The organism is Klebsiella sp. A52 (assembly GCF_018388785.1).
Classification (GTDB): domain Bacteria; phylum Pseudomonadota; class Gammaproteobacteria; order Enterobacterales; family Enterobacteriaceae; genus Klebsiella; species Klebsiella aerogenes.
This window is the reverse complement of record NZ_CP074437.1, coordinates 4,250,720-4,274,689: the sequence shown is the minus strand read 5'-3', so window position 1 is coordinate 4,274,689 and position 23,970 is coordinate 4,250,720. Positions and strand designations below refer to the sequence as shown.

The window sequence follows — 23,970 nt, the reverse complement described above, 5'->3', positions numbered from 1 at the left end:
AAGGAAAAAAGATGTTAAGTATTAAAGATTTGCAAGTCGCCGTAGAAGACAAAGAGATCCTGCGCGGGCTGAACCTTGAGGTGCGCCCCGGCGAAGTGCACGCGATCATGGGCCCTAACGGCTCAGGGAAAAGTACGCTCTCGGCGACTCTCGCCGGACGGGAAGATTACGAAGTCACCGGCGGCAGCGTCGAGTTTAAGGGCAAAAACCTGCTCGAATTAGCCCCGGAGGATCGCGCCGGGGAAGGCATTTTTATGGCTTTTCAGTACCCGGTGGAAATTCCCGGCGTCAGTAATCAATTTTTCCTGCAAACCGCGCTCAATGCGGTGCGCGGCTATCGCGGCCTGGAGGCGCTGGATCGTTTCGATTTCCAGGATTTAATGGAAGAGAAGATCAAACTGCTGAAGATGCCGGAAGATCTGCTAACTCGTTCGGTGAACGTCGGTTTCTCCGGCGGCGAGAAAAAACGCAACGATATTCTGCAAATGGCGGTGCTTGAGCCTGAGTTGTGTATCCTGGATGAATCGGATTCCGGGCTGGATATAGATGCCCTGAAGATTGTCTCGGAGGGGGTTAACTCGCTGCGCGACGGCAAACGCGCCTTTATTATCGTAACCCACTATCAGCGTATCCTCGATTACATCAAACCGGATTACGTCCACGTGCTGTATCAGGGGCGGATCGTCAAGTCAGGCGATTTTACTCTGGTTAAACAACTGGAGGAGCAGGGCTATGGCTGGCTTAGCGAACAGCAGTAACGCGCTGCAGCAGTGGCATCATCTGTTTGAAGCACAGGGCGAGGCGCGCACGCCGCAGGCCAATCAGCATCTGCAGCAGCTGTTGCGCCTGGGACTGCCGACGCGCAAACATGAAAACTGGAAATACACCCCGCTGGATACGCTGCTAAGCGGCACTTTTGTTGCAAGCCCGGCGACGCTCGGCGTGGCGCAGCGCGACGCGCTGGCGCTCAATCTCGACGCCTGGCGGATGGTGTTTGTCGATGGCCGCTTCAGCCCGGCGCTCAGTGACGATCTCGCCGCTAGCGGTTTTGACGTCAGCGTTGATAACCAGCGCCAGCATCTGCCGGAAGCGGTACAGCCGGAAGTGTTTCTGCATCTCACCGAAAGCCTGGCGCAGACGGTGACTCGCATCAGCGTGAAGCGTAACCAGCGCCCGGAAAAGCCGCTGCTGCTGATGCATATCACCAGCGGTCTGGCCGGCGACGAGCTTAATACTGCCCACTATCGTCATCATCTGGCGCTGGAGAGCGGGGCGCAGGCGACCATCATCGAACACTATACTAGCCTTGATGAGCAGCGGCATTTCACCGGCGGACGCCTGACCATGTCTGTCGCCGACAATGCCCATCTGCAGCATATCAAGCTGGCATTTGAAAATGGGCAAAGCTATCACTTTGCCCATAACGATCTGCTGCTTGGCCGCTATGCTTCGGCTTTCAGCAGCAGCTTCCTGCTGGGCGGCGCGGTGTTACGACACCATACCAGCACCCGTCTGGCTGGTGAAAACAGCAATCTGCGTATTAACTCGCTGGCGATGCCGGTGAAAAACGAGGTCTGCGACAGCCGCACCTGGCTCGATCACCGCGTTGGCTACTGCAACAGCCGTCAACTACACAAAACCATCGTCAGCGATAAGGGGCGGGCGGTGTTTAATGGTCTGATTAACGTCGCGAAACACGCGCTGAAAACCGATGGTCAGATGACCAATAACAATCTGTTGTTGGGAAGGCTGGCGGAAGTCGATACCAAACCACAGCTGGAAATTTACGCCGACGACGTCAAATGCAGCCACGGCGCTACCGTCGGGCGCATTGATGACGAACAGCTGTTTTATTTGCGCTCGCGTGGTATCGATCAACAGGCGGCGCAGCAGATGATCCTTTACGCCTTCGCTGCCGAGCTCACTGAAGCTATTAGCGATGATGCGCTGAAACAACAGGTGTTGGCGCGCATTGGCAAGCGCCTGCCGGGAGGAGATGCATGACATTTTCAGTAGAACGCCTGCGTGCCGATTTCCCGGTGCTGAGCCGCGAGGTTAATGGTCAGCCGCTGGTTTATCTCGATAGCGCCGCCAGCGCGCAGAAACCGGAAGCGGTGATTAGTGCCGAAGCCGAGTTTTATCGCCACGGTTACGCTGCCGTCCATCGTGGTATCCATACCCTGAGCGCCGAAGCGACGGCGCGGATGGAGCAGGTACGCCAGCAGGCGGCCGCTTTCCTTAATGCCCGTTCGCCGGAAGAGCTAGTGTTCGTGCGCGGTACCACCGAAGGCATCAATCTGGTGGCCAATAGCTGGGGCGGGGCTAACGTCGGGGCTGGCGATAATATTATCGTCAGCGAGATGGAACACCACGCCAATATCGTGCCGTGGCAGATGCTCTGTGCCCGCGTCGGCGCCGAGCTAAGAGTGATCCCCCTCAATCAGGATGGCACCCTACAGCTCGACGTTATCCCCGGCCTGTTTGATGACCGTACCCGGCTGCTGGCGATAACCCAGGTGTCGAACGTGCTGGGGACGGAAAACCCGCTATCGGCGCTGATCCCGCTGGCGCATCAGCATGGCGCGAAGGTGCTGGTGGATGGCGCGCAGGCGGTGATGCATCACCCGGTGGATGTGCAGGCGCTGGACTGCGATTTTTACGTCTTCTCGGCGCATAAGCTCTACGGGCCGACCGGTATCGGCGTGTTGTACGCCAAAGAAGCGTTGCTGCAGGAGATGCCGCCGTGGGAAGGCGGCGGGTCGATGATCGCCACCGTCAGCCTGAAGGAGGGCACCACCTGGGCGAAAGCGCCGTGGCGCTTTGAAGCCGGTACGCCGAATACCGGCGGAATTATTGGCCTCGGCGCGGCGCTGGACTATGTCAGCCAGATCGGGCTTGAGCAGATTGGCGAATATGAGCAGACGCTGATGCGCTATGCTCTCGAGGAGCTGAAAAAGGTGCCGGATTTGACGCTGTACGGCCCGCAACATCGGTTGGGCGTCATCGCTTTTAACCTCGGGAAACATCATGCCTACGATGTCGGCAGTTTTCTCGATAACTACGGAATCGCGGTGCGCACCGGCCACCACTGCGCGATGCCGCTGATGGCGTTCTACCAGGTTCCGGCGATGTGCCGGGCATCGCTGGCGATGTACAATACGATGGAAGAGGTGGATCGGCTGGTGGCCGGGCTACAGCGGATCCACAAATTACTTGGTTAAAGGACGCGACTATGGCGGCATTACCAGACAAAGACAAATTGCTGCGCAACTTTACCCGCTGCGCCAACTGGGAAGAGAAGTATCTCTACATCATTGAACTCGGCCAGCGCCTGGCGCCGCTCAGCCCGGAAGAACACATCGCGCAGAACATTATTCAGGGCTGCCAAAGCCAGGTGTGGATCGTGATGGAGCAGGAGCCATCCGGCGTGATTACCCTTCGTGGCGATAGCGATGCGGCCATCGTCAAAGGGCTGATTGCGGTAGTCTTCATCCTTTATGACCGCATGACCGCGCAGGATATTAGCGAATTCGATGTGCGTCCGTGGTTTGAAAAAATGGCGCTGACCCAGCATCTTACCCCCTCCCGCTCGCAGGGCCTTGAAGCGATGATCCGCGCAATTCGCGCGAAAGCTGCAAATCTTAGCTAGAATAAACAGGTAGATTTCATTCTGTTACGTGCGACGAAGGCGAGTGCTTTCGTCGCCGCGCAGATCCTGGCGTTTTATCAGCGAAAGAAGGAATCTCAGTATGAAACGCGCGTCTCTCATCACGATGACCCTTCTCGCAGCTCTGAGCGCGCAGCACGGCGCCTGGGCTGTCGATTATCCACTTCCCCCTGCCAACAGCCGTTTGATTGGCCAAAACCAATACTGGACGGTACAGGAAGGGGATCGCAACCTGCAGGCTATCGCCCGCCACTTCGACACGGCGGCGATGCTGATTCTTGAAGCCAACGATACGATTGCGCCGGTGCAGCCGAAGCCGGGCACCCGGGTCTTAATCCCATCGCAGATGCTGCTGCCGGATGTGCCGCGTGAAGGCATTGTCGTCAATCTGGCCGAGCTGCGGCTGTACTATTTCCCGCCGGGGCAAAATCAGGTGCAGGTCTATCCCCTCGGCATTGGCCAGTTGGGGCTGGAAACGCCGGAGATGACTACCCGCGTCGGGCAGAAAATCCCTAACCCGACCTGGACGCCAACTGCCGGTATTCGCGCGCGCTCGCTGGAGAAGGGCATTAAGCTGCCGCCGGTGATCCCTGCCGGGCCTAATAATCCATTAGGCCGTTACGCCCTGCGGTTGGCCTACGGTAACGGCGAATATCTGATCCACGGTACCAACGCCCCTGATAGCGTCGGGCTACGGGTGAGCTCCGGCTGTATGCGGATGAATGCCGATGACATTAAGGCGCTGTTCAGCCAGGTGCGCGCCGGGACGCCGGTGCGGATTATCAATCAGCCGGTGAAGTTCGCGGTAGAACCCGATGGTAAACGCTACGTAGAGGTCCACAGGCCGCTTTCGCAAACCGAAGGGGAAAATACCCGGACAATCTCTTACTCGCTTCCTGCCGCGTTTCAGGCCTTTTCTGACGATAAAGCGGTGGATGATCTGCAGCTGAAAAAAGCGCTGTCGCGAAGAGCGGGGTATCCGGTGGTGGTTTCGGAAGGGGCGGGCAGCGCGACGACGGAGCTGTCGGCGCAGAATAGCCAGCACAACGACGCTAAGCTGACGCAGTAGGGTAAAACGACAGGCAAAAAAAATGGCGCACAATGTGCGCCATTTTTATTACCAGAACTCTTACTTACGGTAAGAGTGAGCCTGGTTGTCCAGACGCTGGTTAGCGCGAGCTGCGTCGTCTTTAGCAGCCTGAACGTCAGAACGCATTGCGTTCACGTCGTTGCTCAGCTGGTCAACTTTAGCGTTCAGAGTCTGAACGTCAGAAGACAGCTGATCGATTTTAGCATTGCTGGAGCAACCAGCCAGCAGAGTAGAACCCAGGATTACCGCGCCCAGTACCAGTTTAGTACGATTCATTATTAATACCCTCTAGATTGAGTTAATCTCCATGTAGCGTTACAAGTATTACACAAACTTTTTTGGGATGAGAATATTTTTTTTATCCGAATGCACTTATTTTTGATCGTTCGCTCAAAGAAGCATCGAATTCGTCGATCTGGTTTAAAAAGCGCTGTGAAAACAGAAGGCTTCCATCGGATTCATCTTAGATAATCTCTTATTAAATAGTAAAATCCGATTTGCATTTTTATTAAGAACAGCTAGGGAATGAATAAAAAAAAGCGCCCCGGAGGGACGCTTTAAAAAAAGATAAAATAACCTGTAAATTATTACAGCACGTGCACGGAGGCTGTGTTAGTGGTGCCGCTTGGAACCAGCGCGCCGGAAACCATCACAACCACGTCGCCTTTACGCGCCAGGCCGCTCTGCAGCGCCAGCTCTTTACCCAGGTGGTAGAAATCATCAGTAGAGGCGATCTCTTTCACCAGCTGCGGTACCACGCCTTTGCTGAGAACTAACTGACGAGCGGTGGTTTCGTTGGTGGTCAACGCAAGGATAGTGGCGTCCGGGAAGTATTTACGCACTGCGCGCGCAGATTTACCGCCCTGGGTGGCGACGACGATCAGCGGCGCTTCCAGTTTCTCAGCGGTTTCAACAGCGCCGCGGCAAACCGCTTCGGTAATGCGCAGTTTACGGTTGTCGTTGTTGTAATCCAGACGGCTGGTCATCACGCGGTCGGTACGCTCGCAGATGGTCGCCATAATGGTAACGGCTTCCAGCGGGTATTTACCTTTCGCGGATTCGCCGGACAGCATAACGGCATCGGTGCCGTCGAGGATGGCGTTAGCGACGTCGCCTGCTTCAGCGCGGGTCGGGCGCGGGTTTTTGATCATGGAATCCAGCATCTGGGTCGCGGTGATAACGACTTTGCGCGCGCGGATACATTTTTCGATGATCATCTTCTGCGCGAAGATAACTTCTTCAACCGGGATTTCAACGCCCATATCGCCGCGAGCAACCATGATGCCGTCAGAAGCTTCGAGGATTTCGTCGAAGTTGTTCAGACCTTCCTGGTTTTCGATTTTGGAGATGATCTGGATGTTTTCGCCGCCGTGCGCCTTCAGGTGCTCGCGGATTTCAACGACGTCAGAACGTTTACGGATAAAGGAAGCCGCAACGAAATCAACGCCTTGCTCACAACCGAAGATCAGGTCCTGCTTGTCTTTGTCAGCCAGCGCCGGCAGAGCGATGGAAACGCCCGGCAGGTTAACGCCTTTGTTCTCGCCGAGGTCGCCGTTGTTCAGCACTTTACAGATAACTTTGTTACCTTCGATAGCGGTCACTTCCATGCCGATCAGACCATCGTCGACCAGCACGGTGTTGCCGACGCTCAGGTCGGTAGTGAAGCCTTCGTAGGTCACCGCAACGATTTCATTGTTGCCGACCACGGACTTGTCAGTGGTAAAGGTAAAGGTCTGGCCCGCTTTCAGGGAGACGTCGTTGCCGCCTTCCAGCTTAATGGTGCGGATTTCCGGCCCTTTGGTATCCAGCAGGATTGCGGCTTTCTTACCGGTTTTGTTCATCACATTGCGCAGGTTCTGGATGCGCTGACCGTGTTCCGCATAGTCGCCGTGAGAGAAGTTCAGACGCATGACGTTCATGCCCGCGTCCAGCATTTTGGTCAACATCTCTTCGGATTCGGTTTTCGGACCGATGGTGCAAACAATTTTGGTCTTTTTCATGACAGTCTTAGTCTTTAAGTTGTGAAGGATATGGAAATCTCGCTCCGGGGGCGCACTGCCGCGGAGTCAAACCTGTGTTACGAAAGTTGCAATGCCACGCTCTAAGGATAGGTGACAACAAAAGAGCGTGCAGAAGAATGTGTGCTGGCGGTTCAGCCCATGAAAAGTGGCAATGTTTTGTACGTTTTTTTGTGCAGTCCAATGCGCTGAAACCATTCAAGAAAGAATCGAGGCGCATTATACGCTGCCGAAACCAAAAAGGAAAATAAAAACGGCGTTTCATTTTTAGTGTGATTAATGTAACAAAATTCACACGATTTGCTCGCGAACCTGCAACACACTTTTGCCGCAGCGGATCAGATTAAACGGCGTTTTATCATATTTACTAACCGATTAAAGGCAGTAAAACGCCTCATTGAACGAAAAAAATAGCGCAGTTTGCTTTATTATAAAATCGTATCAATAATGAATTGATTGATAATGATAATTTACGAGTCTTAATAATGGGAAATAAAGCGAAAGACGACGAGCTCTATCAGGAAATGTGCCGCGTAGTGGGTAAGGTGGTATTGGAAATGCGCGATCTTGGCCAGCAGCCAAAACATATTGTTATTGCCGGTGTCGTACGCACCGCGCTGGCAAATAGCAAAATTGAACGTTCCGCGCTAACCCGCGAGGCGATGGAAAGGGTGATTCACGCGTTATCGGGGCACTGATCGCCGCGCCCCGACATAAGTAATGCTTAAGAGATAACGAACCGAATCACCGCTTTCACCGCAATCTCGCAGTGGTGTGAAACCATTGCTTCGTCGTCGATTTCAGGCAGCGGATCGTCGAGGTACAGGCTACTGAAGGTATAAAAATTCGATACCTGATAGAAGCTGAAGCTGCTAATCAGCCGGTGCACGTCGCGCGCCTGCAGACCGGCCTGGAAAATCCCCTGTTGCTGGCCGCGTTGTAAAATATCCTCGATTATCGACAACGCGGTACGGTTCAGCGGCTTCAGCTCCTCTGAACCCTTGAGCCACTTCCCGCGCTGCATGTTTTCCATGCAGATAACCCGCATATAGTCGGCATGCGTGGCGTGATAGCGCACGCTCCATTTCACCAGTTGCGCCAGCGCCTCTACCGGGGGCAGATGTTCCAGCCCCAGCTGTTGTTCCGTTTCACGGATCTGCGCATACACATGTTGCAGTACCGCCTGGTACAGCTGCTCTTTGCTCTTGAAGTAGTAAACCACCATACGCTTGGTGGTTTGCGCCTCGATGGCGATCTGCTCCATACGCGCGCCGGGAAGGCCATATTCGGCGAACACGGTAATGGCGGCGGCGAAGATGCGCTCTTTCAGGGATTGTGCTTCATCATGAGCAACGAGGGACATAACGACTCCTTTTTCTGTGGAGACAAAAAATACACATAATGATCACAATTCAGCAACCAAATCTGGCGCCTGTGAACCAAATGATACATAGTCAGTGCTCATGTCGAATGATGACCCGAGGACTCTTATGTTGCGTTCCATCGCTACCGTTTCGATATCCGGTACTTTACCTGAAAAGCTGCACGCTATCGCCGCGGCCGGTTATCAGGGCGTTGAAATCTTTGAAAACGATCTGCTCTATTATACGGGCACGCCGCGCGATATTCGCAACCTTGCCGCTGAATTAGGGCTAAAAATCACGCTTTTTCAACCCTTTCGTGATTTCGAGGGCGCCAGCCGCGCGCAGTTTGCCGCTAACCTGCAGCGGGCGAAGCGGAAATTCGCCCTGATGCATGAATTAGGCTGCAACACCATGCTGCTTTGTAGCAACGTTCAGCCGGACTGTTCTGCCGATATCGAACTGCAGGTCGCCGACCTGCGCGCGCTGGCTGAGCTCGCCGAGCAGGAGGGGATTATCATCGGCTACGAGGCGCTGGCGTGGGGAACCCACGTCAACCGCTGGCGTCAGGCATGGGAACGGGTGCAGCGGGTGAACAGCCCGGCGATGGGCATTGTACTTGATAGCTTCCATATTCTGTCGCTCGGGGATGATCTACAAGGCCTTGCCGCGGTGCCGGTTGAGAAAATCACCTTCCTGCAGTTGGCTGACGCGCCGATGATGAAGATGGATGTCCTTGAATGGAGCCGTCATTTCCGCTGCTTCCCGGGCCAGGGGCAACTGCCGCTGGTGGAATTCGCCTGTGAACTGACGCGCTGCGGCTACCGCGGACCCTGGTCGCTGGAGATTTTCAATGACGGCTTTCGCGCCTCACCCAACGGCGCCACGGCAAAAGATGGCTACCGTTCATTGCTGTGGCTCGAAGAGCAGACTCGTCGGCAGCTTGCGGATAGCGACGCGGCGTTATTTTCGCCACCTGCGCTACCGCACTATGACGGTCTGGAGTTTATCGAGTTCGCCGCCAGTCCGGCGGAGTCTACCGCGCTAGGCCAGCGCCTGACGCAACTGGGCTTTAAGCTTCAGGGCAAGCATCGTTCCAAGCAGGTTGCGCTCTGGCGCAATGGCGAGGCGCGGGTGATTGTTAATGCGCAGCCGCACAGCTGGGCCGACCATTTTCATCAGCGCCACGGCGTCTCATTGTGCGCGATGGCGCTACGGGTAAGCCGCAGCGCGCCGGTGGTGGAACGCGCCCGCGCCTACGGTTATGCCACCTGGCAGGGGGATGCGGGGCCAAATGAGAGTTCGATCCCGGCGGTTTGCGCTCCGGATGGCAGCCTGATCTACCTGGTCGAAGCCGGTGACGATATCTACGCCCGCGATTTTCATTTACAGGCAGCGGCGCCGCGCGACGACTACCGCGGTATTGACCATCTGGCGTTAGGCATGGAGGCCGATAGCCGCGACAACTGGATTATCTTTTTCCGTACGGTTTTCGGCTTCAGTCTCGAACATGAACAGACGTTGCCTGACCCGTATGGACTGGTGCGCAGCCTGGCGGTTCGTAGCCCGCAGGGCGATATTCGTCTGGCGCTGAATATATCGCAAAGCCGAGCCACGCAGATTGCGCGTTCGGTCGCCTGTTATCAGGGGGCCGGGCTGCAGCACGCCGCTTTTGCCTGTCGCGATTTACCCGCAACGCTCGAAAGTCTGCCGCAGGCTGCGCTGAACGCGCTGCCTATCCCGGCGAATTACTATGAGGATCTGCTGGCGCGCTTTGGCGAAGAGCCGCAGGTAGAGACGCTGCAACGCCTGCAAATTCTCTACGACCGTGACGCCCGCGGCGGCGAATTCCTGCATCTTTATACCCGTCCATTCGTGGCGGGGCGCTTCTTCTTCGAATTGACCGAACGGCGCGACGGTTACGCCCAGTACGGCGCGGTAAATGCCGCCGTCCGCCTTTCGGCCATGCAGTACAGTTAAACGTAGCAAATGGTTCACAACACAACATCGCAAACACAATAACAACATTCATCTGTACTCAAGACAGGAAACGACTATGAATTCTTATAGCCATAACCAGGCGACGGCGGCGGATACTGCGACCACCGCGCCTCGCTCCCGGCGGCGTATCGGGATCCTGGCGCTGCTGGCCGTCGGCACGATGATTAACTATCTCGACCGCACGGTGCTCGGTATCGCCGCGCCGAGACTGACCGCCGAGCTTGGCATTGATGCCGCCATTATGGGAATTGTTTTTTCGGCCTTTGCCTGGACCTATGCGCTGGCGCAAATTCCCGGCGGTATTTTCCTCGATCGTTTCGGCAATAAGGTGACCTATTTTCTCTCCCTGGCGCTGTGGTCGCTGTTCACTTTATTTCACGGTATGGCAATTGGCTTGAAAACGCTGTTGCTGTGTCGTTTTGGGCTTGGCGTCAGTGAAGCGCCCTGTTTTCCGGTTAACAGCAGGGTAGTGAGTACCTGGTTTCCGCAGCAGGAGCGCGCGAAGGCCACGGCGGTCTACACCGTCGGCGAATATCTCGGGCTGGCCTGTTTCTCGCCGCTGCTGTTCTGGATTATGGGCAGCTTCGGCTGGCGTGCGCTGTTTATCAGCGTCGGGGTTGTTGGCATCCTGTTCGCGCTGGTCTGGTGGCGTTGCTACCGCGAACCCCATCAGGACAGCCGCCTGAGCGACAGTGAACGCGAACATATTCTTTGCGGCGGCGGACTGGCTAGCGCGCAGCAGCAGCAAAACGCTTTTAGCTGGCCGCTGGTGCGCCAGCTGGTGGCAAAACGACAGGTAATTGGCGCCAGCGTCGGTCAGTTTGCCGGTAACACCGTGCTGGTCTTCTTCCTGACCTGGTTTCCAACGTATCTGGCGACCGAACGCCACATGGCGTGGTTGAAAGTGGGCTTCTTCGCCATCCTGCCGTTCCTTGCCGCGGCGGGAGGCGTGCTGTTTGGCGGCTGGCTCTCCGACAAGCTGCTGAAAGCCACCGGTTCGGCCAATCTGGCGCGTAAGCTGCCTATCGTCGTCGGGCTGATGATGGCCAGTAGCATTATTTCCGCCAACTGGCTGCCGAGCGACCTGGCGGTGATCCTGATGATGTCATTTGCCTTCTTTGGCCAGGGAATGGTCGGCCTCGGCTGGACGTTAATTTCCGATATTGCGCCGCAGGGGATGGGCGGGATAACCGCCGGCATCTTTAATTTTTGCACCAATCTGGCGGGGATCCTCACGCCGCTGATTATCGGTTTTATCGTTGCCGCTTCCGGTAGTTTTTTCTACGCGCTGGTCTATATCGGCGGCGCGGCGCTGCTTGGCGTGGTGGCGTATCTGTTTATTCTTGGCGATGTCAAACGCATCGAACTTTCGCAGTAACGACAGGAGTAGGGCATGATCATTAGTGGTCATACGCGGCTGATAGCGCATCTTGGTTATCCGACCGCCAGTTTTAAAGCGCCGATGATTTATAACCCATGGCTGGCCCATTGCGGGGCGGACGTCAAAGTGGTGCCGATGGGGGTAAGGCCGGAGGATTACGCGGCGCTGGTGCCAGCGCTGTTTTCCATGACCAACATCGTCGGCGCGCTGGTCACCATGCCGCATAAAATGGCGACCTGCGGGTTGGTCGACCAGCTGAGCCCGACGGCGGCAATCGCCGGCGCCTGCAATGCCATCCGCCGCGAAGCCGACGGCAGCCTGCGCGGCGATATGTTCGATGGCGCAGGCTTTGTGCTGGGGATTACGCGCAAAGGCTTTCAACCACAAGGGGCGAGGGCGCAGGTGTTCGGCTGCGGCGGCGTCGGCTCGGCGATTGCCGCATCGCTGGCGGCCGCCGGGGTCAGTACCTTGACGCTGTTCGACACCTGTGTCGCCGCCGCCGAGGCGCTGGCGCAGCAGCTGCATCAGCACTATCCGCGTCTGGAGATCGTTCTGATGCAGCGCGATCCCGCCACGCAGGATCTGGTGGTCAACGCCACGCCGCTGGGCATGAAAGCGGATGATCCCCTACCGCTGGATGTTTCGCGCCTGTCGCCGCGTACCTGGGTCGGCGAGGTGGTGATGAGCGTTGAATATACTCCGCTACTGCGGGCGGCGCAGGCGCTGGGGTGCCCGATTCAGCGCGGTACCGATATGCTGTTCGAGATGATCCCGGCCTATCTCGAGTTCTTCCAACTGCCGGTGGCGACGCCGGAACAGCTGCGTGAACGGGCGGAAATTCGCTACTGAATCAGCAAAAAAGGCGTTACCCTAGCGCTATATTCTCATCTTTATAGCGATTGTTGTGATGACCACTTCATTGACCCTGCTGGCGGCGGGAAGCCTGAAAAGCGCTTTCCTCCCGCTGCTGGCGCGATTTCAGCAGCTTAGCGGCATTCTGGTCGAGGCGCAGTTCGGCCCGGCCGGTCTGCTGCGCGAACGCATTGAAGGCGGCGAACGCTGCTCGCTGTTCGCCAGTGCGAATACCGAACACCCTCAGGCGCTGCTGCAGGCCGGGCTTGCGATAAACTGCTGTTCGTTTGCCGCCAACCGGCTGATGCTGACTGCGCGCCGCGCGCCTGACACCGATCGCGCTGACTGGCTGGCGTTACTTCGCGACGGGCGACTGCGGCTGGCGACCTCGACGCCGGGTTGCGATCCTTCCGGTGATTACACCTGGCAACTCTTTGCTCGCCTTGAAGCCAGCTATCCGGGCCTCGGCCGGGCGTTGATGTCCCGGGCGCAGCAGCTGGTCGGCGGTCGGGCGTCGCTGACTGTTCCGTCTGGCACAAGCGCAGGAGAGTGGCTGATTGGCGAAGACTTTGCCGACCTGTTTATCGGCTACGCCCACTATGCGGTTCAGATGACGGAGAGCGCGCAGTTTCGCACGCTACTGATTCCCGAGCCGTGGAATATTCGCTGCGAGTATCAGCTGGCGCAAATTGAGGAGAGCGCTGCCGCGCGGCAGCTACGGCGCTATATAACCGCAGAAGAAGGGCAGATGTTTCTGCGCGCGGCAGGATTTTTGACCGTTAGCGATGGATCGTAAACTGCGGCGCCAGTAACGGCACTGCGCTACCGGGATGGTCGATTTTGTGAACCGGCAGGCCGTAGGCACGCTGCAGGTTCGCTTCGCTGAGTACCGCGAACGACTCTCCCGCCAGCCATTCGCCGCCGGGCAACAGCAGCAGGGTGTGGCTGGCTATCTGCAGAGCATGAGTCGGGTCATGGGTGGTGAATACCACGGTGCGCCTCTGCCGATGAGCAAGATTGCTAATCAGCTGTAATACAACCTGTTGATTAGCCAGATCCAGCGCCGAACAGGGTTCGTCTAACAGAATATTTTGACTGGCGCCGACCAGCGCGCGGGCAATGAGCACCAACTGCTGCTGGCCGCCGGACAGAGCGCGAAACACCTGATTGGCCAATGCGGCGATCCCCAGCAGCGCCAGCGCCTGTTGAACCTCCCGCTCGTCTTCCGGCCCCGGCTGCGCGAACAGATCGACGAGTCGCGCGCGGCCCATCAGCACCACATCCCGTACCCGCCAGCCAAACGCCGGGCGGAACGATTGCGGCACGATGGCGATGCCGCCTTCTACGTTAAACTGCCCGCCGAGCGGCGGCAGGACGCCGGTCAGGGTATCCAGTAGCGTACTTTTGCCGCGACCGTTGGCGCCCAGTATCGCCCAGATTTCCCCGTGACGGCACTGCATGGACAGCGGGGCGAAGAGCGGCTGACGATGGCCGTAGCGCAGGGCGTTCAGTGATAATGAAATGTTCATTGGGCCACACCGCGGCGTTGGGACTGAATCAGTAAAAGGGTAAACAGCGGTGCGCCGAGCAGGGCGGTAATAATGCCAATCGGAATCTCCGCCTGGGTTAACGTGCGCGCCAGGTCGTCCACCACCACCATAAACGCGCCGCCGAGCCAGAATGCCGTTGGCAGCAGGCGGCGGTGATCGGCGCCGACCAGCAGTCGCGCCAGATGCGGAATAACCAGCCCGACCCAGGCGATGCTGCCGCTGACCGCGACCTGGGCGGCGACCAGCACCGCGCAGCAGACCAACACTCCGCGGCGCAACTTGACCACCGAAACGCCAAGACCGCGCGCATCTTTATCCTCCAGCGCCAGCAGGTTGATACGCCAGCGCAGCTTTAGCAGGATAACGGCGGCGACGGCGACCGGCAGCGCCATGGACAGCACTTTATGCCAGTTGGCGGTGGCAAAGCTGCCGAGCAGCCAGAAAACGATATTCGGCAGGGTTTCTTCAGTATCGGCAAGGTACTGCATCAGGCTGACCAGCGCGGCAAAGAAACCGCTGAGAATAATGCCGGAAAGGATCAGCGCCAGCGTGTTTTCACGCCCCTGCAGCGTGGCGATGAGATAAACCAGCGCGAGCGCGGCGAGGCCGAAGAAGAAGGTGCAACCCATCATCGATACGATGTCGAAGCCCAGCAGGATAGCAAGCGTCCCGCCGAAGGCGGAGCCGGAGGTTACCCCGATGATATGCGGGTCGACCAGCGGGTTATGGAATACGCCCTGTAGCGTCGCGCCGCATAGCCCCAGCGAGCCGCCGGCCAGCAGCGCCATCGCTACCCTGGGAAGTCTGACTGACCAGACTATCTGCCCGGCGACGCCACTGCCGGGCGCGCCATGGGTGAGCTGGTGAAGGACCTCGTTCAGGCCGAGGTGGTACTGCCCCAGGCATAGCGAAGCGATAGCGATAAACAACGTCGCCGCCGTCAGCCCTCCGTGCAGCAGGGCCCAGTGAAGGTTACTGCGCATTCGGCGTCCATTTCACGCGGTAGAAGCGTTGATAGTAATCCTGCGCTTTCGCATCGACATCGACGTTCCGGTAGCGGGAAGGATAGAGCTTTTTCGCCATCCACAGTTCGCCTATCGCCAACGCTTCCGGCATTGGGTAGCCCCAGGCCTTGGCGTATTCCGGCATCAGCCATACCCGGTGGTTTTTCACCGCGTCTATCGCTTGCCATTGCGGGTCGTTTTCAATCTGTTTGACCACCTGCGGATAGCGGTCCTGGACGAAGATAACCTCAGGGTTCCATTGCAGAATCTGTTCCAGCGAGACCTGGCGTGCGCCCTTGACCGTGGCGGCGGCGACGTTTAGCGCTCCGGCATGCTTCATCATCAGCCCGGTATATTTGCCGGAACCGTAGGTGTTGAGGTCCGGGTTGGCCATGTAAACGCGCACCCGCTGGCTGTCAGGGATAGCGGCGACCGGGGCGTTAGCTTCTGCCCGCGCCGCGAAGGTGTAATCAATCAGCGCTTCGGCCTGGCTTTGGCGTTCGACCACTTCGCCAATCAGGCGGATCCCCTGTTTAAGGCCGTCGTTATAGGCATGTTCTTCATTGGCCATTGTCGGGTTCATTTTGTTTTTCTCACCCGCCGCGTCCTGACGCAGGGATATCGCGACGACCGGAACCCCGGCGTTTTGGATCTGCTGGATCATCGCCTGCGGCGCGTAGTTAGCGACGAACACCACCTGCGGATGCAGTGCCAGCAGGCTTTCGATATTGACCTGAGTTAAATCGCCCGGCGTCGGCAGCTTTTCAATAGTGGGCATAAAGCGGACAAACTGCGGCCCGAGCTGTTTTTTCCAGCTGCTTAACACGCCAACGATATCGTCGGCGGCATTCAACTGGACCAGGAGATTAAGCGTCTGGTGCTGCAGGACAACCGCGCGGGTGATGTGATCCGGCAGCGTAACCTGGCGGCCCAGCTGGTCGGTGACGGTGCGCTCGGCAAAAGCCTGGCTGGTGAACAGGCTGGCGCAGCACAACGTCAGCGCCAAAAGTAAACGGTGTGGTGACATGGATTGACCCGGTTGGATAAGAATAATCGATGTATATTAAATTATATAGCGGTGCCGGGTGCAAATAATTACTGCGTTCCCACCTTGTTATGGCCGGCAGCGAGCTTGAGGTCCCGCCGGGAACAAAGCATCCACATCTTGCGTATCGATGGGCTTTGGCCTACGGTAAATCCACCACCAATTTATTTACGCGCCGTTATGTCTTATCCATCCCGCTTATTAAGTGATATCCCCGGTATTCGCTACGCTTTTCTTGATGTGCACGAAACCGCCGCCTTTCCGTACAGCGAAATGGCGCCGGTGAAGCTGGTGCACGGCAATGTGGTTCATCACTATCAGGGGCCGCAGGCAGAGCGGCCGCACGCCGATGCGGTGTTTACGGCCCTGCGTGGGCAAAAGGTCGGCGTCGTTACCGCCGACTGTTTACCGTTATTGATGGCCTCGCGGGATGGGCGCTATGTTTGCAGCGTGCATGCCGGCTGGCGCGGAGCGGCGAGCGGCATTATTGAAAACAGCCTGGCGCTGTTTCACCAGCATCAGGTGGCGCCAGAAGAGATAGTGGTGGTCTGCGGGCCGCATATTCACGCCTGCTGCTATGAGGTTTCGGCCGAGTTTTATCAAACGCTGTTGACCATGCCGGCGGGCGAGTTGGTACGACGCTACAGCGACGAGCTCTTTCATCAGCGCCTCGCTCCGCCAGAAGCGGGGCAAGCGCGGGCTAGCGGTAGCGATAATCTGTGGTTCGATCTCCGCGCGCTGGCGCAACGGGTGCTGCAACAGGCCGGGGTGGCGGCGGAAAATACCGAATGGCTGGGGAGCTGTACCTACTGCACGCCGCAGGCGCTCGGCTCCTACCGTCGGCGCACCCATTTTCCGGCGGCGAAAACCTTCCAGTACTCATGGATTATGCGTGAATGAGATAAAATGATGTTTGCTGATGTGTAACATCGGCGCCGGTTTGCTATCTCTGCGGTCCTTCAAACAAGGAGGATCGTAAAATGAAAGCTAACTCAATTGTACTGGCCCTGACCCCGCTGCTGGCCGCCAGCGCTTTTTCCGCCCATGCAGGACCGCAAGCCCAGGCGGTATGCGGCTACAGTCATACCCTTGGCGACGACGCGATTATGATGTTCGGCATGCCAAACCAGGCGATGTGGCATGATTTTTTCGGCAATACCCACACCGATGCCGTTTCTACCTATCAAACCCTGCGCGCACAGCCAGAAACCACCTGTGATAACAAGGCCGACAGTTCTGCTTACTGGGCGCCGTCGATGAAGTTGCCGGATGGACAAATTGTCACTCCGGCTTATCAGAAAACCTATTATCAGGCGACCAAAGTCGAACGGTATCCGCTGCATCCTTTCCCGTCGGGGCTGGAGCTGCTGGCTGGCGACCACCACGGCTCCGCGCCGAGCTCGCGGATAACCTTCCTGTGCGCCAACGGTAAAGGCTATAGCAACAAAGCCGGTGAGGTTTGCGGCCTGCGTAAAGCGGGAGATGCGGTGCAGTTTAATATCGGTATTCAGTTCCCCAACTGCTGGGATGGCGTCAACCTGAAACCGAGCCATGACCACAGCAACGCCGCTTATGATGTCAACGGCGCCTGCCCGGCCGACTATCCGGTAAAAATCCCGACGGTCAATATGAATATCGCCTACGTACTGCCGCAGATTACGTCTCTGGACACGGCGAAAATTGAGCTGTCGATGGACCCGGTTATGAATGGTGATAAACGTGAAGAGAAGTGGGGCAGCATCTATACCGCCCATGCTGATTTCATGAACGGCTGGACGGTAGAAGGGGCGCACTTCATGACCGAACACTGTATGAATGAAGGCATGGATTGCGGTACCAACGTGCCTTATAGCTTCTCGCTGGCGGAAGAAAACGCGGTGGTTGAGAGCGCGCAGCCGAATGTTAACTTCGGCGCGCCCGAAGCGCTGCAAATTTCCGATAACTGGAAGAACGGCGGCCGCACCAGCAACCCGGAAACCCTCACCCTGGTGAAGTTTAAAATCCCGGCGCTGCCGAAAGATCAGGATGCGTCGCTGTTTAAATATCGCCTGCGTCTGTATGGTGGCAAGGTTGAAACCAACGGCGCGGATCAGATTTTCTTCTATCCGGCCAGCAACAGCTGGAGCGCGTCAAGCGTGACCTGGAAGCATCGCCCGACCTGCAGCTACAATTCAGATGCTCAACTGTATCTCAATTCATCTCGTGAGTATCGGATGGTGGATATCGATAAAGCGGTACGTAAAGCGCTGGCGGAAGGGAAAACCGAGATCTCCTGGTACATCGGCGGCGATCGTCAGGGTAACCACTATCAGTTTGACGCCGCATCGGCGCAGAAGCAGCCGATCCTGATGCTGGTTGGTTTTAAAACCACTCCGGAAATTTAATTCACAATAAAGGTAAGTTATTCCCGGTGGCCCTGTTGCCACCGGGTTTTAACCTACAACACCTTAAAGCCGTGGGTGCCATCGCGCGCTAGCTGTTCCACCAGGCCAAACTCCCAGTCGAGATAAGCCTGCATCGCCTCTGCGGTGTTATCGGTTCCTTCATATGGCCGTCGGTAGCGATCGCTACGTGCTGTCGCCAGATGCGTCTCGCCCTGTTCCAGCGCCAGCCCGGCATTAATCCACGCCAGCGTCCCGCCGCTTAACAGCTGTACCGGCTTACCGGTCAATGCCGCGACTTCAGGCGCGGCGTAGCGGGCCAGCAGACTGCTGCCGCAGGTGACAACGTAACGTTCGGCGGGAGGAATGACTTCCAGCGCCTGACGCAGCTGCGAACGCACCAGCCACCAGGCGCCGGGGATATGCCGTGCGACATAGTTAGCGCTAGTGGTGAAATCCAGTACCACGGTGCCGGGTTCGCGCAATTGTTCCGCCAGTTGCAGGGGGGCAATCTCCTCAACCTGCGGCGCAGGCGGTACGCTGGCGGGCGGAAGGCCGCGTTCGCTCAATTGTTCCACGCGGACATCGCATAATACCACCACTTCCCAGCCCATTTGCGCCAGCCAGGACGCCGCGATCGGCGCGCGTATCTCATCATCGGCGACCAGCACAATCCGCGCTCCGCGTACGCTGGCGTAATGATCGGTTTCCTGCACCAGCTGGCCGCCGGGGGCATTCACGCTGTGCGGCAGATGGCCTGCGGCATACTCCTCGGGGCTGCGAACATCAAACAGATAGGTGGTGCGGCTCGGCTGCTGTTGCCAGCGGGCTAAAGTCGGGGCATCAATGAAGGCCACGCCAGCGCGCTCGGCCAACTGCGTCACTGCAGCCACGCGTTGCGCTGAGGCGCGGAAATCGGCGTCGTAGCGCCGCTGCTGGCCGTGCTGGAGCTCCAGTCCGGCTAAGGTCCAGCCGATGGTGCCGTTGCGCAGCGCGTAAACCGGATTGGCTAAACCGGCATTACGTAGCGATTGGCTGCCGATAATGCTGCGGGTACGGCCGGCGCAATTAACGATAACCGGCGTTTGCTGCGATGGCAGCAGGCCTTCGATGCGTAACGCCAGCTCGCCGCCGGGCACGCTAATGCTGCCGGGAATATTCATCGTTTGATATTCATCAAAACGACGCGCATCGACCACCACGACCGGCTGTGGACTCTCGATTAGCGCCTTCACTTCCTCGGCGCTCAACGAGGGCGTCTGGCGCTCGCTCTCTACCAGCTCGCCGAACGCTTTGCTCGGGGAGTTAACGTCCTGAAAAAGCTCGCCGCCGCTACGCTGCCAGCCCGTCAGGCCGCCTGCCAGTAGCGCAACATCCTGATAGCCCCAGCGTTGCAGCCGCTTAACGGCCTGCTCCGCGAGACCTTCGCCATTGTCGTAGAGGGTAATCGGCGTCGTCAGGCGCGGTACGCGGCGAAAAATCTCCAGCTCCAGCTTGCTGAGCGGCAAATTAGCGGCAAATAGCGGATGGTTAGTGGCAAATGCGGCCTCTTCGCGAACATCGATGAGCGCCACTTCCGCGCCATCGATCAGCGCCTGGCGCACCTCGGCTGGCTGGCGGTAATTGTAATCAGGCATATGAATTATCCTTTGAGAGATCCCAGATATTGGGCAAGTGCCGGTTGGAGTAACCGGAGACGAAAGGTTTGGCGATCCCATCCGCGCTATAAACCGCACGCCTGACGCCGCCGATGTTAGCGCCATAGACGTGAATACTGATTGAGACGTGGTCCGCGAGCGCGTTACTCACCCGATGAATATCGCCATCGCGGGAAGAGACTTTTTCTACTTTGCCGGTAGAAAGCCGTTCAGCAGGACCATTGGCTATCGGTAAACCGCGTTCGTCGAGTCGATAGCGCTGATTTTCCTCCGCGCCGCGCAACATACCGATGGCCCCCCATACCCGATGGTCGTGGATAGGCGTCGATTGCCCCGGTCCCCAGACGAAGCTGACAATCGAAAAGCGTTGGCCGGAATCGACATGCAGCAAATACTGCTGATAGTGGTGGGGATGCGGCAGGGTGTACTCTTCCGGCAACCAGTCATCTTTTTGCACCAGCGAAGCCAGGCGCACGGCGACGGCGTCGAGCAGGGTGGCCTCATCGGTAAACTGGCGATGCAGGGCATCAAGGTCTTGAATGAACTGGCGTAATTTTTCCACTCGCGGTGCGGTCATGGTGATTTCCTGTTGTCGGGACTGGTCATTACGCTAGCAAAGGCGTTAATATAATTAAAATGCAATTTCCGCATATATTAATATGCAAAAATCACATTAAGGATTGTATGCGTATCGATGACATTGATGCTCTGCTGGCTACCGTGCAGTTTTCCTCTCTGAATCAGGCGGCGGAATACCTTGGCATTACCCAATCGGCGATTACCCGTCGGCTCCAGCGTCTGGAGCAAACCCTCAATGTGACGCTGCTGGAGCGCCAGACCCGGCCCCTGACGCTCACCGCCGCCGGACATCGGGTGTATGAGCAGTGCCTGAGCATCAAGCGGGAAACCAAAAAGCTGTACGGGCTGCTCGATCCGGAGGCGGAGCCGCAGGGCGTTCTGCGTCTCGGCGTGCCGCAGAGCGTGGCGGAAATCGCCCTCCAGCCGGCGCTGAGCGCGCTACGCCAGCAGTTCCCGGCCCTTGAGCCGCAGGTGACCTGCGGCTGGAGCGGGCTGCTGCAAAAACGGCTGGAGAGCGTCGAACTGGATGGCGTGCTGGCGATGGGACCACAACAGCAGCGCTTTGCTGACGGTTACAGCGGGAGACTGCTGTGTCCGCTGGATATCGTGGTCATCGCGGCGAAAAGCTGGCGACTGCACGCCGGAGCGCTGCGCGACTGTGCGCAGCGAGGCTGGATACTCAATCCTGACGGCTGCGGCCTGCGGGCCGGGCTAATCCGCGAACTGCACTCGCAGGGGCTGCGGCTGGCGCTGAACGTCGAGACCGCCGGCGCCCAGTTGCAAATCAGCCTGGTGGCGCAGGGGCTGGGGCTTGGCCTGGTGCCTCGCGCCGCGCTGGCCGCCAGCCCGTGGCGCGATGAAGTGTCCACGCTTGCGCTCGCGGATTTTCAGCCGCAAGTGCATCTGTGGCTGGTACAGGCGCAGAATCTGGCTAATCTCAGCCAGCCGCTGACTTTTTTCGCCGGAAAAGTGGTCCAGCAACTTAATGCATCTGACTGATACGTATATGTTATTTTTATAAATGCTTATCTTGCATATTAAGTTATGACAAAAATGCATTTTGCTCATTAAGGGCCTGTGTATAGGGTAATGAAAACGCGCCGCCGCCGCGGCCCATTCATTACCTTACTACCAGGAGTTCTGTATGAGCATTCAGTTTCTCGGCATGATCGGCCACCGCCTGTCGTCGGAAACCATCGCCCCGGTAGGGCCGATTTTTGACCGTGATTATATTGTGCGCTTCGCGCAAACACATGAAGCCGCGGGTTTTGACCGCCTGCTGGTGGGGCACTGGTCCGATCAACCCGACGGCTTTTTGGTGACCGCGCTAGCGGGGTTGTCGACGCAAAAGATAGCTTTCCTGCTGGCGCACCGCCCCGGTTTTGTCTCGCCAACTCTCGCCGCGCGTAAATTCGCCACCCTTGAACATCTGCTTGGCGGCCGGCTGGCGGTACATATCATCAGCGGCGGCAATGACGCCGAGCAGCGCCGTGACGGCGATTATCTCGACCACGACCAGCGCTATGCGCGCACCGACGCCTTCCTCGATACCATCCGCCAGGTCTGGACCGCCGAACAGCCGGTGGACATCGACAATGATTTTTATCAGGCGCAACAGGCCTGGTCAGCTATTCGCCCGCTGCAGAAACCGCATATTCCCCTCTATTTCGGCGGTTCATCGGAAGCGGCGATTACGGTGGCCGGTAAACACGCTAACGTCTTCGCGCTATGGGGGGAGTCGCTGGCGCAAACGGCGGAAACTATCCAGCGGGTACGGGCGGAAGCGGCAAAACATCAGCGCGAGATCGGTTTCAGCGTGTCGTTCCGGCCGATTATCGCCGATAGCGAAGCGGAAGCCTGGGAGAAGGCCGAGCATATTCTGCATGTCGCCACCGAGCGGGCGGCGCAGAGTGAAGGGGGCTTTAAAGCCAAGCCCGATAGCGTTGGCGCGCAGCGTCTGCGGGCTACGGCGGCGCAGGGTAAGGTGGTGGATAAACGCCTGTGGACCGGCATCGCGCAGCTGGTGGGCGGCGGCCACAATTCCACCGCGCTGGTCGGCACGCCGGAACAGGTTGCCGATGCGCTGCTCGACTACTACGACCTCGGCGTACGTAACTTCCTGATCCGCGGATTCGACCCGCTGAACGATGCGCAGGAGTATGGCAAAGCGCTGCTGCCGATTACCCGCGAAAAAGCCGCGCTGCGCGCCGTGGCGGAGCGCGCATCATGAGGCCTCACCCCAGCGATGAATGGGTGCGGCAGCTCGCGGAGATCCGCCATCTGATGACGGAGGAGGCGGCCAGCCTTGATGCCAGCGGCGATTTCCCCCATCGCAATATTGACGTTCTGCGCCGACGCGGGTTTTTAAGCCTTGCCGTACCGCAGCAGTACGGCGGATCAGGCGCCAGTTTAGCCAAGCTGCAACAGGCCATTGCCGCCATCGCCTGGGGCGAACCGGCGACCGCGCTGATTGTCTGCATGCAGTACCTGCATCATCTGCGGCTGGCGGAAAATGTCCATTGGGCTGAGCCGCTACGCCAGCGCGTATTTGATGATGCGCTCACAAACGGCGGGTTGATGAATAGCCTGCGCGTCGAGCCGGATCTGGGCTCTCCGGCGCGCGGCGGTCTGCCGCAAACGATAGCCAGCCGGAACAGCCGGGGCTGGCTGATTAACGGCCACAAAATTTATACCACCGGGATCGAAGGGTTGAGCTGGCTGGCGCTGTGGGCGCGTAGCGACGACAATCCGCCGCTGGTCGGTAGCTGGCTGGTTCCTGCCGACAGCGAGGGCATCAGCGTAGTGAAAAGCTGGGATCACCTCGGCATGCGGGCCACCGGCAGTCACGAGGTGGTGCTGAAAAACGTGCAGGTATCCGCCGGGCACGCGGTAGACGTTTGGCCCGCCGACGAGCCGCCCGCGCCGGACGCCGAACAATTTCGTCTGTTTGCTAACCGTCATACGGCGTTGCTGGCGGCGATTTACGACAGCGTGGCCCGCGCGGCGCGCGACTGGCTTGTCGCGTGGCTCGGCGCGCGGGTTCCCGGCAATCTTGGACAACCGCTTTCCAGTCTGCCGCGGGTACAGGAAAAAGTGGGGCAGATAGAGGGGCTGCTGCTGGTTAACCGCGCGCTGCTGGAGAATGCCGCGGAGCTGGGCTTTTCCGCTATTGAGGCCAATCTGGCGAAAGTCACTATCACCGATAACGCCATTCAGGCGGTCAATCTGGCGCTTGAACTCACCGGCAATCATGGTTTAAGCCGGCAAAATCCTCTGGAACGCCACTATCGCAACGTCCTGTGCGGGCGGGTACATACGCCGCAGAACGACAGCGCGTGGCAGGCGGCGGGTAAACACGCTTTTCAACAACAAGGATAATTCAG

23 protein-coding genes and 1 pseudogene are annotated in these 23,970 nt (G+C 58.0%); 16 read left to right on the top strand and 8 right to left on the bottom strand.

Annotation, left to right across the window (positions count from 1 at the left end):
* The first annotated feature begins 11 nt into the window (after positions 1 to 11).
* The 5 genes from sufC (at position 12) to ldtE (ending at position 4,736) form a co-directional block, all read left to right on the top strand.
* Positions 12 to 758, top strand: a complete 747-nt coding sequence (sufC, locus tag KGA69_RS20190; protein WP_045396098.1) for a Fe-S cluster assembly ATPase SufC — start codon at positions 12 to 14, stop codon at positions 756 to 758.
* The gene (sufD, locus tag KGA69_RS20185; protein ID WP_063447696.1) at positions 733 to 2,004 is read left to right on the top strand and encodes a Fe-S cluster assembly protein SufD; all 1,272 of its coding nucleotides are present in this window, start codon (positions 733 to 735) and stop codon (positions 2,002 to 2,004) included. Before sufC ends, sufD begins: the two co-directional genes overlap by 26 nt.
* On the top strand, positions 2,001 to 3,221 hold the full coding sequence (gene sufS, locus KGA69_RS20180) for a cysteine desulfurase SufS (protein ID WP_045396104.1): 1,221 nt from the start codon (positions 2,001 to 2,003) through the stop codon (positions 3,219 to 3,221). Before sufD ends, sufS begins: the two co-directional genes overlap by 4 nt.
* Positions 3,222 to 3,232: 11 nt before the next feature.
* Positions 3,233 to 3,649: a cysteine desulfuration protein SufE gene (sufE, locus tag KGA69_RS20175; protein WP_045396108.1), complete on the top strand. Its 417-nt coding sequence runs from the start codon at positions 3,233 to 3,235 to the stop codon at positions 3,647 to 3,649.
* 100 nt (positions 3,650 to 3,749) lie between these two features.
* A complete protein-coding gene (ldtE, locus tag KGA69_RS20170; RefSeq protein ID WP_047046679.1) occupies positions 3,750 to 4,736 on the top strand; it encodes a L,D-transpeptidase LdtE in 987 nt (328 codons plus the stop codon).
* A 60-nt stretch (positions 4,737 to 4,796) separates the two neighbouring features.
* Here the strand turns inward: ldtE and KGA69_RS20165 are convergent, their stop codons facing one another.
* Entirely contained in the window at positions 4,797 to 5,033 is a 237-nt protein-coding gene (locus KGA69_RS20165) for a major outer membrane lipoprotein (protein WP_002908860.1), read from the bottom strand.
* A gap of 311 nt (positions 5,034 to 5,344) precedes the next feature.
* A complete protein-coding gene (pykF, locus tag KGA69_RS20160; RefSeq protein ID WP_045396113.1) occupies positions 5,345 to 6,757 on the bottom strand; it encodes a pyruvate kinase PykF in 1,413 nt (470 codons plus the stop codon).
* Positions 6,758 to 6,894: 137 nt separating this feature from the next.
* On the opposite strand from pykF, the gene KGA69_RS20155 reads away from it, so the two are divergent.
* Positions 6,895 to 7,026 carry a hypothetical protein gene (locus KGA69_RS20155; RefSeq protein ID WP_161801916.1) on the top strand — a complete coding sequence of 44 codons (132 nt, stop codon included), beginning with the start codon at positions 6,895 to 6,897 and terminating at the stop codon, positions 7,024 to 7,026.
* 234 nt (positions 7,027 to 7,260) lie between these two features.
* A complete protein-coding gene (gene fumD, locus KGA69_RS20150) occupies positions 7,261 to 7,473 on the top strand; it encodes a fumarate hydratase FumD (protein WP_045396115.1) in 213 nt (70 codons plus the stop codon).
* Between the two features lie 26 nt (positions 7,474 to 7,499).
* On the opposite strand, the gene KGA69_RS20145 is transcribed toward fumD, so the two are convergent.
* Positions 7,500 to 8,138 carry a TetR/AcrR family transcriptional regulator gene (locus KGA69_RS20145; protein ID WP_045396118.1) on the bottom strand — a complete coding sequence of 213 codons (639 nt, stop codon included), beginning with the start codon at positions 8,136 to 8,138 and terminating at the stop codon, positions 7,500 to 7,502.
* A gap of 127 nt (positions 8,139 to 8,265) precedes the next feature.
* Here KGA69_RS20145 and KGA69_RS20140 point away from each other — a divergent pair, with 127 nt between their 5' ends.
* The 4 genes from KGA69_RS20140 (at position 8,266) to KGA69_RS20125 (ending at position 13,166) form a co-directional block, all read left to right on the top strand.
* A complete protein-coding gene (locus KGA69_RS20140) occupies positions 8,266 to 10,116 on the top strand; it encodes a bifunctional sugar phosphate isomerase/epimerase/4-hydroxyphenylpyruvate dioxygenase family protein (RefSeq protein WP_063447698.1) in 1,851 nt (616 codons plus the stop codon).
* Between the two features lie 76 nt (positions 10,117 to 10,192).
* Positions 10,193 to 11,515 carry an MFS transporter gene (locus KGA69_RS20135; RefSeq protein WP_047050182.1) on the top strand — a complete coding sequence of 441 codons (1,323 nt, stop codon included), beginning with the start codon at positions 10,193 to 10,195 and terminating at the stop codon, positions 11,513 to 11,515.
* Between the two features lie 15 nt (positions 11,516 to 11,530).
* On the top strand, positions 11,531 to 12,367 hold the full coding sequence (locus KGA69_RS20130) for a shikimate dehydrogenase family protein (RefSeq protein ID WP_213292620.1): 837 nt from the start codon (positions 11,531 to 11,533) through the stop codon (positions 12,365 to 12,367).
* 55 nt (positions 12,368 to 12,422) lie between these two features.
* Positions 12,423 to 13,166: a substrate-binding domain-containing protein gene (locus KGA69_RS20125; RefSeq protein ID WP_223683742.1), complete on the top strand. Its 744-nt coding sequence runs from the start codon at positions 12,423 to 12,425 to the stop codon at positions 13,164 to 13,166.
* On the opposite strand, the gene KGA69_RS20120 is transcribed toward KGA69_RS20125, so the two are convergent.
* From KGA69_RS20120 to KGA69_RS20110, 3 genes are read right to left on the bottom strand one after another with little or no spacing between them, the layout of a single operon-like run.
* Positions 13,150 to 13,899, bottom strand: a complete 750-nt coding sequence (locus KGA69_RS20120) for an ABC transporter ATP-binding protein (RefSeq protein ID WP_047046668.1) — start codon at positions 13,897 to 13,899, stop codon at positions 13,150 to 13,152. The genes KGA69_RS20125 and KGA69_RS20120 overlap by 17 nt on opposite strands.
* On the bottom strand, positions 13,896 to 14,903 hold the full coding sequence (locus tag KGA69_RS20115; RefSeq protein WP_045396140.1) for a FecCD family ABC transporter permease: 1,008 nt from the start codon (positions 14,901 to 14,903) through the stop codon (positions 13,896 to 13,898). Before KGA69_RS20115 ends, KGA69_RS20120 begins: the two co-directional genes overlap by 4 nt.
* Complete coding sequence (locus tag KGA69_RS20110; RefSeq protein WP_049060284.1) at positions 14,893 to 15,951, bottom strand: ABC transporter substrate-binding protein; 1,059 nt, start codon at positions 15,949 to 15,951, stop codon at positions 14,893 to 14,895. Before KGA69_RS20110 ends, KGA69_RS20115 begins: the two co-directional genes overlap by 11 nt.
* Positions 15,952 to 16,149: 198 nt before the next feature.
* On the opposite strand from KGA69_RS20110, the gene KGA69_RS20105 reads away from it, so the two are divergent.
* Complete coding sequence (locus KGA69_RS20105) at positions 16,150 to 16,869, top strand: purine nucleoside phosphorylase YfiH/LACC1 family protein (protein WP_047078791.1); 720 nt, start codon at positions 16,150 to 16,152, stop codon at positions 16,867 to 16,869.
* An 80-nt stretch (positions 16,870 to 16,949) separates the two neighbouring features.
* Complete coding sequence (locus KGA69_RS20100) at positions 16,950 to 18,353, top strand: CBM96 family carbohydrate-binding protein (RefSeq protein WP_045396145.1); 1,404 nt, start codon at positions 16,950 to 16,952, stop codon at positions 18,351 to 18,353.
* Positions 18,354 to 18,406: 53 nt separating this feature from the next.
* On the opposite strand, the gene KGA69_RS20095 is transcribed toward KGA69_RS20100, so the two are convergent.
* Positions 18,407 to 19,987 (bottom strand): rhodanese homology domain-containing protein, encoded by a 1,581-nt coding sequence (locus KGA69_RS20095; RefSeq protein ID WP_045396146.1) that lies wholly within the window; start codon positions 19,985 to 19,987, stop codon positions 18,407 to 18,409.
* On the bottom strand, positions 19,980 to 20,585 hold the full coding sequence (locus KGA69_RS20090; RefSeq protein WP_049061035.1) for a cysteine dioxygenase family protein: 606 nt from the start codon (positions 20,583 to 20,585) through the stop codon (positions 19,980 to 19,982). Before KGA69_RS20090 ends, KGA69_RS20095 begins: the two co-directional genes overlap by 8 nt.
* A 107-nt stretch (positions 20,586 to 20,692) precedes the next feature.
* Here KGA69_RS20090 and KGA69_RS20085 point away from each other — a divergent pair, with 107 nt between their 5' ends.
* The 3 genes and pseudogenes from KGA69_RS20085 to KGA69_RS20075 all read left to right on the top strand — a co-directional run bounded on the left by KGA69_RS20085 (position 20,693) and on the right by KGA69_RS20075 (position 23,965).
* The gene (locus tag KGA69_RS20085; RefSeq protein ID WP_045396152.1) at positions 20,693 to 21,586 is read left to right on the top strand and encodes a LysR family transcriptional regulator; all 894 of its coding nucleotides are present in this window, start codon (positions 20,693 to 20,695) and stop codon (positions 21,584 to 21,586) included.
* A 145-nt stretch (positions 21,587 to 21,731) separates the two neighbouring features.
* A pseudogene (locus KGA69_RS20080) lies at positions 21,732 to 22,836 on the top strand (LLM class flavin-dependent oxidoreductase).
* The gene (locus KGA69_RS20075; RefSeq protein ID WP_213292619.1) at positions 22,814 to 23,965 is read left to right on the top strand and encodes an acyl-CoA dehydrogenase family protein; all 1,152 of its coding nucleotides are present in this window, start codon (positions 22,814 to 22,816) and stop codon (positions 23,963 to 23,965) included. The pseudogene KGA69_RS20080 and the gene KGA69_RS20075 overlap by 23 nt, the downstream one beginning before the upstream one ends.
* Positions 23,966 to 23,970 lie beyond the last annotated feature (5 nt).